The organism is Nitrospiraceae bacterium (assembly GCA_021373015.1).
Lineage (GTDB): Bacteria > Nitrospirota > Thermodesulfovibrionia > Thermodesulfovibrionales > UBA1546 > JAJFTJ01.
Window position 1 is genome coordinate 1 of sequence record JAJFTJ010000008.1, and the last position, 12,162, is coordinate 12,162.

Here is a 12,162-nt window from a genome sequence, read left to right on the forward strand (position 1 = left end):
GAGATGGTAATGCCTGGAGACAACGTAACAATAACAGTAGAGTTAATAGCGCCGATAGCCATGGAAAAAGAACTGAGGTTTGCAATAAGAGAAGGCGGACGTACAGTGGGCGCTGGAGTCGTAACTGAGGTGATTGCATAAAAAGTAATGGAGGCAGGGAGATAAGAAATGCGTGAGATAATTCTTTTTCAGTGCGGTGATTGCAAGAATAGAAACTATTCGAGCATGAAGAACAAAAAAAACACAACTGAGAAATTGCAGCTGAAAAAATATTGCAGGCATTGCAGAAAGCACACACTGCACAAGGAGACTAAGGCATAGGAAAAGGCCAGTAGCTCTAACGGCAGAGCGTCGGACTCCAAATCCGGGGGTTGGGGGTTCAAATCCCTCCTGGCCTGCCATATAACTATTAAAGAGGATAGAAAAGAGGCAAGAGATGCAGAAGCTGAGAGAATTTTTTAAAGAAGTGAATGTAGAGATAAGAAAGGTTACCTACCCAAGCTGGGAGGAACTTAAGGGTTCTACATGGGTGGTCATAATTACAGTCATAGTTATTTCGGTATTCTTGGGCATTGTTGATCTTGGTCTCGCAAAATTTGTCAGCAGGTTATTGAGGTAAGGAGAGAAATGGAAAAAAGCTGGTATGTAATTCACACATATTCTGGCTCTGAGGAAAAGGTCAGACAGTCTATAGAAGATATGGCCAAGAAGCTGAATCTTGAAGAAAGGATATCAAGGATACTTGTTCCAACAGAGAAAGTAGTCGAGCTCCGCGGCAGCAGTAAGAAAAAAAGAGAGAGTGATAAAAAATTCTATCCTGGTTATATATTGGTGGAGATGGAGCTTGATGATGAGACTTGGCATCTTATAAGAAAGAGTCCAAGAGTAACAGGATTTGTGGGAGGCTCAAAACCAGTTGCACTTTCTAATGAAGAGATAGAAGTCATATTGCAGCAGATGGAAAAGGGTCATGCTGTTCAGGTCAAGACCCAATATCAGAAGAATGAAAGCGTAAGAATAATAGATGGACCATTCTCCAATTTTACTGGATATGTTGAAGATGTTGATATGGATCATGGAAGGCTTCACGTTATGGTCAGCATATTCGGCAGACAGACGCCTGTTGAGCTGAATTTTTTCCAAGTGGAAAAGGCATAGATAATAAATTTGTAGTTTTTATAAATATTGGATTTAATAATTTTGGAGGTATAAATGGCTAAGAAAGATGTAAGTGCGCTGGTAAAGCTTCAGATATCAGCAGGAAAAGCAAATCCTGCTCCGCCTGTAGGTCCGGCGCTTGGTCCGCATGGTATCAATATTATGGAGTTTTGCAAACAATTTAATGCGCAGACACAGGCATTGGGTGATACTATTATTCCTGTCGTTCTCACAATATATTCAGACAGGTCATTCACCTTTATAACAAAAACTCCGCCTGCATCTGAACTTATTAAGAAGGCAGCAGGCATTATTAAAGGTTCAGGTGTTCCAAATAAGGATAAGGTTGGCAAATTGACTTCTGCACAGGTCTTGGATATAGCCCGCACAAAACTACCTGACCTCAATGCAAGCTCCCTTGAGCAGGCAGCAAAGATTATACGCGGCACTGCAAGAAGCATGGGAGTGGATGTCACTGATTAAAGATATAGTAATTGGGGGAATATAAAATGGCTAAAAAAATAACAGCGGCTAGAGAAAAAGTAGAAAGAGAAAAAGAATACTCTCTTGAAGAGGCAATTGGCATTGTAAAAGATGCTAAATTTACCAAATTTGACGAGGGTGTTGATATTGCAATAAATCTGGGAATTGATGCAAAAAAGACTGACCAGATGATAAGAGGCGCAGTTGTGCTTCCGCACGGCACAGGGAAGAAAGTAAAGGTTCTTGTGTTTGCAAAGGGAGAAAAAGAAAAAGAGGCAAGAGATGCAGGCGCAGATTTTGTCGGAGCTGAGGATTTTGTTGATAAGGTTCAGAAGGGATGGCTTGATTTTGACAAGGTGGTTGCCACTCCTGAGATAATGGGGCTTGTTGGAAAACTTGGAAAGGTTTTAGGACCAAGAGGCCTGATGCCAAACCCAAAGCTTGGCACTGTTACATTCGATGTTGGAAAGGCCGTAAAAGAGCTCAAATCAGGCAAGGTTGAATACAAGACTGAGAAGGCCGGAATAATACATGTTTCTATTGGAAAGGTATCATTCGACAAGCAAAAGCTTGTAGAGAATGCAACGGTCATTATTGATTCTATTGTTAAGTCCAAGCCTGCAACAAGCAAGGGTAAATATCTCAAAAAGATATCTGTCTCATCTACAATGGGGCCTGGCTTAAAGATAGATGTTGGAAGCATGACAGTAAAGTAGTTTTGTAAAATAGAAATTTTAAAAATAAAATTTAAAACTAAAGTCAGAGACAGCGGGCAGTCCGGAAAACATTAACCGGGCTTTAATCGGTAAAAAAGCCAGCCTGCCGAGACACTTTCCTCGTAGTCACGCAATGGTAAAGTTGCTTGACTCGGTCTCTGGGAAAGGAGGAGAAACTGAAAAGGGCAGAAAAAGCAAACCTTATAGCAGATCTCAAAGATAAATTCAGCAAGGCAAAGGCGGTTGTATTCACTGATTATAAAGGCCTTACTGTAGCTGAACTCTTTGAATTCAGGAAGAACCTGCGCGGTGCAGACATAGAGTATAAAGTTGTCAAGAATACTCTTGCAAAATCAGCTGCGAGCACTACGTCTATCTCTCCGGCAAATGATTTGTTTAAGGGTACTGTAGGTGTTGCAATCGGTTATTCAGATCCTGTTCAGGTTGCAAAGAGAGTCCTCGAGTACTCCAAAAAAAATGAGAAGCTTAAGATAAGCGGTGGAGTGGTCGAAGGGATGTTCTGCAATGTGCAGGAGATAAAGTCGTTAGCAGCGCTGCCGCCAAGAGAGATTCTGTTGAGTATGCTTGCCGGAGTTCTTCAAGCGCCGCTAAGCAAGATGGCCGGCACCCTAAATGCTACAATTGCAACATTTGCTTATGCAGCTGAAGCATTAAAGAACAAAAAAAGCAATTAGTTTTAAGGTTTAAAAATATACCAGGAGGTTATTTAATAATGGCAGGAGTAACAAGAGAACAGGTTTTCGAGTTTTTCGATAATATGACAGTATTAGACATGTCAAAGTTTATAAAGGAATTTGAAGAGAGATATGGAGTTACAGCAGCAGCGCCAGTTGCAATGGCAGCAGCGCCGGCAGCTGGAGGAGCAGCACCGGCAGCGGAAGAGAAATCAAGCTTTGATGTAATTCTCTCTTCAGCAGGAGACAAGAAGATTCAGGTGATTAAAGTTGTTAGAGAACTTACAGGTCTCGGTCTTAAAGAAGCAAAGGATGTCGTTGAGGGTGCACCTAAGGCAATTAAGACAGGTGTATCTAAGGAAGAAGCAGAGTCTATGAAGGCAAAGCTCGAAGAACAGGGCGCAAAAATAGACATAAAATAATTAATCTAAAGGGGTGTTAGGGCCATGATAAAAATCAACATGGCCCTTAAGCCTTAATTTATTTTTAGTTGGAAGAAGGAGAAATATGGCAAGGGTTCTTAGAGAAAGGCTAAATTTTGGGAAGGTTCCTCCTTTTCTGGAAGTACCAAACCTGATAGAGATACAGAAGAGCTCATTCGAGAAATTTTTGCAAAAGGATGTACAGCCAGAGAAGAGGGAAAATTTCGGGTTGCAGTCAGCTCTCATGAATGTTTTCCCTATTGTTGATTACAATGAGACAGCGACACTTGATTTTCTTTACTACATGTTAAAAGAGCCCAAGTTCAATGTAAGGGACTGTCTTCAAAAGGGAGTAACACATTCTGCTCCGCTTAAGATAAAGGTAAAACTCAATCTATATGAGATACCTGAGGGGAGCAAGAACAAAAGACTCAGGGAATCAAGAGAGCAGGAGGTATACATCGGCGAAATACCGCTGATGACAGACACAGGCACGTTTGTTATTAATGGTACAGAGCGTGTAATCGTCAGTCAGCTTCATCGTTCTCCGGGAGTATTCTTCAGCCATGATAAGGGCAAAACCCATGTCAGCGGCAAGGTTCTTTATTCAGCCCGTGTAATTCCATCAAGGGGTTCATGGCTGGATTTTGAATTTGATACAAAAGACATTCTTTATGTCAGGATTGACAGGAGAAAGAGACTGCCGGCAACTATAGTGTTGAAGGCTCTTGGATACAAGAATGAAGATTTGCTTAAGATTTTCTATCCTATCGAGACGATAAAGCTTGCTAAAGGCAGCTTCACGAGATTGGTTAGTGAAACCCTTGCTGGTATTAAATCTACTCAGAATATTATTGTTCCAAAAACAAAGGAATTGATAGTAAAAGAAGGAAGCAAAATCACAAAAGCCGCCATCAAGAAAATGGAGGCTTCAAATATAAAAGAGATCCCTATAGCTCAGAACGAGATAGTAGAAAGAGTTACCCTCACTGATATTGTTGACCCTGATACGGGTGAGATAATACTGGAAGGCAATGAGGTCATAACCGAGGATATATTCAAAAAAATACTTGCTGCAAAAATTGAGACTTTGTCTCTTCTGTTTATTGATAATGTAAATTATCTACCTTCACTAAGAGATACACTTCTCACAGATAAAATTAATACTCAGGAAGAGGGATTGGTAGAGGTTTACAGAAAACTTAGGCCAGGAGAGCCCCCTACAGTAAATGCTGCCAGAGAATTGTTTAGCGGTCTTTTCTTTGATCCAAAGAGATACGACCTTTCTCCGGTTGGAAGACTTAAACTCAACAAAAGACTTGATCTTGATGTGCCGCTTGAAACACGAGTGCTCACAGATAAGGATATTATCGAAATTGTTCGTTATCTGCTTTCATTAAGAACAGGTAAGGGCGAGGTTGATGACATAGATCATCTTGGTAACAGAAGAATAAGAGGAGTAGGCGAGCTTCTTGAGAATCAGTTCAGAATCGGACTTGTAAGAATGGAAAGAACGATTAAAGAGAAGATGTCGCTTGCTGAACTTGATAAGGCAATGCCGCATGACCTGATAAATGCAAAACCTGTGATGGCTGCAGTAAAGGAGTTTTTCGGCACAAGCCAATTAAGTCAGTTCATGGATCAGACTAATCCTTTGTCTGAGATTACACACAAGAGAAGACTTTCTGCTTTAGGTCCAGGAGGACTGACAAGAGAAAGAGCTGGTTTCGAGGTCAGAGATGTTCATCCAACGCATTACGGCAGAATATGTCCAGTTGAGACTCCAGAAGGTCCGAACATCGGGCTTATAACATCACTTGCATCATATGCAAGGGTTAATGACTTTGGTTTCATAGAGGTTCCATATAGAAAGGTTGTTAACGGAAAGGTTACGGGACAGGTTGATCTGTTGTCTGCAATCGATGGGGAAAAATATATCATTGCTGAGGCAACGACTCATTTAGATAAAGACGGGAAAATTGTCGGGGAGACAGTTTCTGCAAGAGTTGGCGGAGACTTCAGAATGGTTACTCCGCAGGAAGTTCATTATATGGATGTGTCTCCAAAGCAGATAGTGGGTGTGTCAGCAGCTCTTGTGCCATTTCTAGAAAATGACGATGCTAACAGAGCACTGATGGGCTCTAACATGCAGCGTCAGGCAGTGCCGTTGCTTTGTTCAGAGGCGCCTATTGTAGGAACAGGAATGGAACATGTTGCTGCAAGGGATTCAGGCGCGCTTGTACTGGCAAAAAGGGCAGGCATTATTGAGAGCATAGATGCAACCAGAATTGTTGTAAAGAGTATGGTGGAAGGCGGAGGCGTTGACATATACAATTTAATAAAATTTCAAAGATCGAATCAGGCCACATGCATAAACCAAAAACCTGTTGTTAATGTCGGCGACAAGGTTGGTAAAGGTGATGTGCTTGCAGACGGACCATGTACTGATAGAGGAGAACTCGCACTCGGCAAAAATATTCTTGTAGCATTCATGCCATGGGGAGGTTACAACTTTGAGGATGCTATACTCATAAGCGAAAGAATTGTAAAAGAAGATGTATTCACATCAGTTCATATAGAAGAATTTGAAGTAGAAGCTAGAGAAACAAAGCTTGGTCCCGAGGAAATTACAAGGGACATCCCGAATGTCGGCGAAGAAGCCCTGAAGGATCTGGATGACAGTGGAATTATAAGAATCGGAGCTGAAGTAAAACCCGGAGATATGCTTGTCGGAAAAGTAACTCCTAAAGGTGAAACCCAACTCACGCCTGAAGAAAAACTCCTTCGCGCAATATTTGGGGAAAAGGCCGAGGATGTAAAGGAAAACTGTCTTTATGTTCCGCCTGGGATAGAGGGAACAATCGTTGATGCAAGAGTCTTTTCAAAGAAAGGTTCAGAGAAAGATGTAAGGGCAAAGAGCATAGAAGACGATGACATCCTTAGACTTCAACGAGATCTTGAAGAAGAAGTCCGAATTGCAAAAGAAGACAAGGCAAAAAGGATCAGAGAGCTTCTCATTGATCAAAAGGTTATGGAGGATGTCAAGGATTCAAAGACAAAAGAAGTTATATGTCATAAAGGGAAGAAGCTTACAGATTCTCAGCTTGAGAGAGTCAAAAATGAGCACCTTATGAATATAAAGATAGCAGACAGCGATGTAATAGATAAAATAAGGGCTGTAGATGAAGAAACAACACAGCATATTCATTATCTTGAATCGCGCTATGACCAGAGTGTTGACAGAGTAAAAAGAGGCGACGAGCTTCAGCCTGGTGTAAGCAAAGTAGTTAAGGTTTACATTGCAATGAAACGCAAACTTCAGATCGGCGACAAAATGGCAGGAAGACACGGGAACAAAGGTGTTGTTTCTATGGTTATGCCTGAAGAGGATATGCCTTATCTTCCTGATGGAACACCTGTAGATGTTGTTTTAAATCCTCTCGGGGTTCCATCAAGAATGAATGTGGGGCAGGTTCTCGAAACCCATCTTGGCTGGGCTGCAAAGGCATTAGGTCTTCATGTTGCAACGCCAGTATTTGAAGGAGCAAATGAAAACGAGATTAAAGAACTCCTGAAGAAAGCAAATCTTCCTTCAACTGGACAGATAATGCTGAGTGATGGAAGGACAGGCGAGCCTTTTGACAGACCTGTTACAGTAGGACAGATGTATATGTTAAAACTTCATCATCTTGTTGATGATAAGATGCATGCACGTTCGATCGGACCATATTCGCTTGTCACACAGCAGCCGCTTGGAGGTAAGGCTCAGTTTGGAGGACAGAGACTTGGGGAGATGGAAGTTTGGGCGCTTGAGGCTTATGGCGCTGCATATACTTTACAGGAGTTCCTAACTGTCAAGAGCGATGATGTAACGGGAAGGACACGAATGTATGAAGCAATAGTTAAAGGTGATGCGACTTTGGAACCAGGTGTTCCTGAGTCTTTCCATGTTTTAATAAAAGAACTCCAGAGCTTGGCGCTTGATGTAGAGCTCTTAGAGAGAAAGGAAAAGGTGGACTAGATTGGCAGAGGAAACCTATACAGTTTTTCAGAGACCAAAGAATCCTACGGATTTTAAGGCAATAAGGGTAAAACTTGCTTCTCCTGAGAAAATCAGAGAATGGTCGTATGGAGAGGTAAAAAAACCAGAGACAATAAACTACCGTACATTCAAACCTGAGAGAGACGGCCTCTTCTGTGCAAAAATTTTCGGTCCTATGAAGGACTGGGAATGTATATGCGGAAAATACAAGAGGATGAAGCACAGAGGAGTTGTCTGTGATAAGTGCGGCGTTGAAGTTATCCAGGCAAAGGTCAGAAGACACAGACTTGGACATATAGAGCTTGCAACTCCAGTAGCCCATATATGGTTCCTCAAAGGTGTGCCGAGCAGAATAGGAACTCTGCTTGATATGACCATGAGACACCTTGAAAAGGTTCTCTACTTTGAGAGCAATGTTGTTATTGACAAAGGCGATACCAATCTCAAGGATAAGGAGCTTCTTTCAGAAGAAGATTATAAGAAAAAGACTGCTGAATTTGGACCAAGGTTCAAGGCAGGTATGGGAGCTGAGGCAATAAGAGAGCTCCTCAGAAGGGTTGATCTCGATGTTCTCAGCAAAGAATTAAAAACAAAAATAAAAAACGCATCCTCTATTGGGATAAAAAAGAAACTCACTAAGAGGCTGAAGGTTGTAGAGGCATTCAGAAGTTCTGGAAACAAACCAGAGTGGATGATAATGGATGTTATTCCTGTTCTTCCTCCTGATCTCAGACCGCTTGTCCCGCTTGAGGGCGGAAGGTTTGCAACATCTGACCTCAATGATCTTTACAGAAGGGTCATAAACAGGAACAACAGATTAAAGAGACTTATGGAGCTCAAGGCGCCAAGCGTAATTATAAAGAACGAAAAGAGAATGCTCCAGGAAGCAGTTGATGCTTTGTTCGATAATGGAAGAAGAAGCAGAGTTCTGAAGAGTTCAACAAAAAGACCGCTCAAATCTTTGAGCGATATGATAAAAGGAAAGCAGGGCCGTTTCAGGCAGAACCTGCTTGGTAAGCGTGTTGATTATTCAGGCAGGTCAGTTATTGTCGTAGGTCCTGAACTTAATCTTCACCAGTGCGGTATTCCAAAGAGAATGGCTTTGGAACTATTCAAGCCGATGATATTCAATAAACTTGAGGAAAAGAATTTTGCAACAACAATAAAAGCAGCAAAAAAATTGGTTGAGAAGGAAATCCCAGAGGTATGGGATGCACTTGAAGAAGTTATAAAAGAACATCCTGTTCTCCTGAACCGTGCTCCAACCCTTCACAGACTTGGCATACAGGCATTTGATCCAGTGCTTGTTGAGGGCAAGGCTATCAAGCTTCATCCTCTGGTATGTACTGCTTTCAACGCTGATTTTGACGGTGACCAGATGGCTGTTCATGTGCCGTTGTCGATAGAGGCGCAGATAGAGGCAAGGGTGCTCATGATGTCTGTCAATAATATACTTTCGCCTGCAAACGGGAAGCCGATAGTTGTCCCTACACAGGATATGGTTTTGGGAATATATTATCTGACAAAAGCAAGAAAAGGTGTAAAGGGCGAAGGCAAGGTATTCAGAGATGTGGAAGATGTCAGAATTGCATACGATTCTGGAATGCTTGATGAGCATGCAGCCATAAAATTCAAAATTGACGGGAAGTATGTTGATACAACATCCGGAAGAGTATTGTTCAGTGAGATAGTTCCTGATGTAATATCTTTTGCGGCAATAAATAAAGAGCTTACGAAGAAAGAGCTTGCCAGGATAATCGAGTTTGCCTATATAAAGGCTGGAAAGAGAGCAACAGTTGTATTCCTTGATAATCTTGAAAAGCTTGGTTTTAAGTATGCTACAAAATCAGGGATATCGATATCAATGGTTGATATGCATATACCTTCCAAAAAGCCTGAACTTATTAAAGAGGCTGAGCAGGAAGTTATCGATGTGCAGAAACAATATGCAGACGGTTTTATAACACAGGGCGAACGTTACAACAAGGTTATAGACATATGGGCGAATGTTACTGAGAAGATAGCTGAAGAGATGATGGAAGAACTTGGAGCTGAAGAAGGCAAAAAGTTCTCTGAGGAAGAGCTTCAGGAAAGAAGATCATTCAACAGCGTCTATATGATGGCTGATTCCGGCGCAAGAGGAAGCACAGCGCAGTTGAGACAGTTGGCGGGTATGAGAGGGCTTATGGCAAAACCTTCAGGCGAGATCATCGAGACTCCTATTACCGCTAACTTCAGAGAAGGTCTTACACCAGTGCAGTATTTTATATCTACACATGGGGCAAGAAAAGGTCTTGCTGATACAGCGCTTAAGACAGCTAACTCAGGATATCTCACAAGAAGACTTGTCGATGTTGCTCAGGATGTAATCATTATGGAAGAAGATTGCGGAACAACTGACGGCATTACAGTTACATCCCTTATAGAAGGCGGCGAGATAATACAGCCTATAGAGGAGAGAATCTTGGGAAGGACTCTTGCAGAGGATTTGAGAGACCCAATTTCTAAAGATATAGTTGCCAAGAAAAACAGCCCGATAGATGAAGAACTGACACTGAAAATAGTTGAGGCAGGTATTGATAAGATTAAGATCAAGTCTGTTCTTACATGCCAGTCAAAATTCGGCGCTTGTGGTTTATGTTATGGCAGAGATTTGGCAAGAGGCGAGTCTGTTGGACTTGGCGAGTCTGTTGGTGTAATAGCTGCACAATCTATCGGCGAGCCTGGCACACAGCTTACAATGAGAACGTTCCATATTGGCGGAGCTGCTTCAAAAATTGTAGAACAAACAGTCCTTGAGACAAAGAACTCAGGTTCGATAAAGTTCTTGAATATAAGTACTGTTAAAAACAGAGAAGGTCTCCATGTTGTTATAAACAGAAACGGCAGCATTGCTGTTGTTGATGCAAAAGGAAGAGAAAAGGAAAAATATCCTATTGTTTACGGTGCAAAACTGCTCGTAAGCAATGGGCAGAAAGTTGATATTGGTCAAAGGATAGTTGAGTGGGATCCATACTCAAATCCAATTTTGACTGAGGTCGGCGGTAAAATCGCCTTTGGAGATATAGTAGAAAATGTAACTGTTAAAGAAGAAGTTGATGAGGTGACAGGTCTTTCACACAAGGTTATTATTGATTATCCGACAAACATGAGACCAAGACTCTCGATCAAGGACGAACACGGCAAGGCAACTCTAAAAATCCCAAGCACAAACAATCTGGCAAGATATCTGCTTCCAGCAGGCGCTCATATTGTGGTTGAGAAAAACAGTATTGTTGCACCAGGAGATATCCTTGCAAAGATGCCTAGGGAAACAAGCAAGACAAAGGACATAACAGGCGGTCTGCCAAGAGTTGCAGAACTTTTTGAGGCAAGACGTCCTAAGGAACAGGCAATCGTAACAGAGATTGATGGTATGGTTGAGTTCAGAGGCGCACATAAAGGTATGCGCGTTATTGTTGTTAGAGGAAGCACTGAGTCCAGAGAATACCTCATACCAAAAGGCAAGCACGTGAGTGTTCATGAGGGTGACTGGGTAAGGGCTGGCGAACCATTAATGGACGGCGCTGTTAACCCGCACAGTATTCTTGATATACTTGGGCCAAAGGAACTTCAGAGATATCTAGTCGATGAGGTACAGAAGGTTTACAGGCTCCAGGGTGTTACGATAAATGACAAACACATCGAGGTCATTGTAAGACAGATGATGAAGAAGGTAAGGATCGAAGATCCGGGAGACACCATATTCCTTATTGGCGAACAGGTTGATAGAGTGGCGTTCAAGGAAGAAAATGCCAGGGTGAAGGCAAAAGGCAAGAAGCCTGCTCAGGGAAAACCGCTGCTTCTTGGTATCACAAAGGCATCTCTTACAACAGAGAGTTTTGTGTCAGCAGCATCCTTCCAGGAGACAACAAGAGTTCTCACAGAGGCAGCGATCAACGGCTTGATTGATGATCTCAGAGGACTGAAAGAGAATGTGATAATGGGAAGAATTATTCCTGGCGGTACTGGCATTGAAAAATACTACAACACATTTGTGGAAAGAGAACCGCAGAAGCCTCTATTCTCTTCTGAAACACCTGCTGCAATAGAAGAATAGCTGAGACGATAGGTAAATATATTAAAAGGATTCAAGGCTAAGCCTTGAATCCTTTTTTTGTTTTAGTAAAATAATAATAATTATGAAGTTTATAGCTGATTCAATGCTGGGCCGTCTTGCAAAATGGCTGAGGCTTATAGGCTTTGATGTATTTTACTTCTCTGACATTGATGACAATACTCTGCTAAGAATTTCAAAACAAGAAAACAGGATAATTCTCACAAGAGACACACATTTTTTAAAAAGAAGGAACTTTAGCAATTATCTTTTTATCAAATCTAACAACACAAAAGATCAGTTTTCAGAGGTGCTTAATGTTTACGGATTTGCAGATTTGGGGTCCTCAAGATGTGTCAAGTGCAATGGAATTCTAATTGTAGTTAATGATAAAGACAGCATAAGAGCAGAAATCCCTGAGCACATATATGTTGAGTGCAATAAATTTCAGAGATGCGATATTTGCAGCAGTATATACTGGGAAGGCTCGCATATCAAGAGGTTCAGGGAAACAGCGCTGAGCCTTATTAAAAAAAATAAGTAACCGGAG

At 41.7% G+C, this 12,162-nt stretch carries 11 protein-coding genes and 1 tRNA gene; all 12 read left to right on the forward strand.

Annotation, left to right across the window (positions count from 1 at the left end; genetic code table 11):
• Positions 1–141: elongation factor Tu (gene tuf / locus LLF28_04910; protein ID MCE5194786.1), on the forward strand; the 141-nt coding region annotated here is incomplete at its 5' end.
• Between the two features lie 27 nt (positions 142–168).
• Entirely contained in the window at positions 169–321 is a 153-nt protein-coding gene (gene rpmG / locus LLF28_04915; GenBank protein MCE5194787.1) for a 50S ribosomal protein L33, read from the forward strand.
• A gap of 4 nt (positions 322–325) precedes the next feature.
• A tRNA-Trp gene (locus LLF28_04920) sits at positions 326–401 on the forward strand.
• A 35-nt stretch (positions 402–436) separates the two neighbouring features.
• Positions 437–619, forward strand: a complete 183-nt coding sequence (secE, locus tag LLF28_04925) for a preprotein translocase subunit SecE (protein MCE5194788.1) — start codon at positions 437–439, stop codon at positions 617–619.
• An 8-nt stretch (positions 620–627) separates the two neighbouring features.
• The gene (nusG, locus tag LLF28_04930; protein ID MCE5194789.1) at positions 628–1,158 is read left to right on the forward strand and encodes a transcription termination/antitermination protein NusG; all 531 of its coding nucleotides are present in this window, start codon (positions 628–630) and stop codon (positions 1,156–1,158) included.
• A gap of 54 nt (positions 1,159–1,212) precedes the next feature.
• Positions 1,213–1,641: a 50S ribosomal protein L11 gene (gene rplK / locus LLF28_04935; protein ID MCE5194790.1), complete on the forward strand. Its 429-nt coding sequence runs from the start codon at positions 1,213–1,215 to the stop codon at positions 1,639–1,641.
• Between the two features lie 26 nt (positions 1,642–1,667).
• A complete protein-coding gene (gene rplA / locus LLF28_04940) occupies positions 1,668–2,357 on the forward strand; it encodes a 50S ribosomal protein L1 (protein ID MCE5194791.1) in 690 nt (229 codons plus the stop codon).
• 146 nt (positions 2,358–2,503) lie between these two features.
• Positions 2,504–3,052 (forward strand): 50S ribosomal protein L10, encoded by a 549-nt coding sequence (gene rplJ, locus LLF28_04945; protein ID MCE5194792.1) that lies wholly within the window; start codon positions 2,504–2,506, stop codon positions 3,050–3,052.
• 38 nt (positions 3,053–3,090) lie between these two features.
• Entirely contained in the window at positions 3,091–3,474 is a 384-nt protein-coding gene (gene rplL / locus LLF28_04950; GenBank protein MCE5194793.1) for a 50S ribosomal protein L7/L12, read from the forward strand.
• A gap of 85 nt (positions 3,475–3,559) precedes the next feature.
• Positions 3,560–7,495 (forward strand): DNA-directed RNA polymerase subunit beta, encoded by a 3,936-nt coding sequence (rpoB, locus tag LLF28_04955; GenBank protein MCE5194794.1) that lies wholly within the window; start codon positions 3,560–3,562, stop codon positions 7,493–7,495.
• A gap of 1 nt (position 7,496) precedes the next feature.
• Positions 7,497–11,615, forward strand: coding sequence for a DNA-directed RNA polymerase subunit beta' (gene rpoC, locus LLF28_04960; protein ID MCE5194795.1), 4,119 nt, complete (start codon positions 7,497–7,499; stop codon positions 11,613–11,615).
• An 82-nt stretch (positions 11,616–11,697) separates the two neighbouring features.
• On the forward strand, positions 11,698–12,156 hold the full coding sequence (locus LLF28_04965) for a Mut7-C RNAse domain-containing protein (protein MCE5194796.1): 459 nt from the start codon (positions 11,698–11,700) through the stop codon (positions 12,154–12,156).
• Positions 12,157–12,162 lie beyond the last annotated feature (6 nt).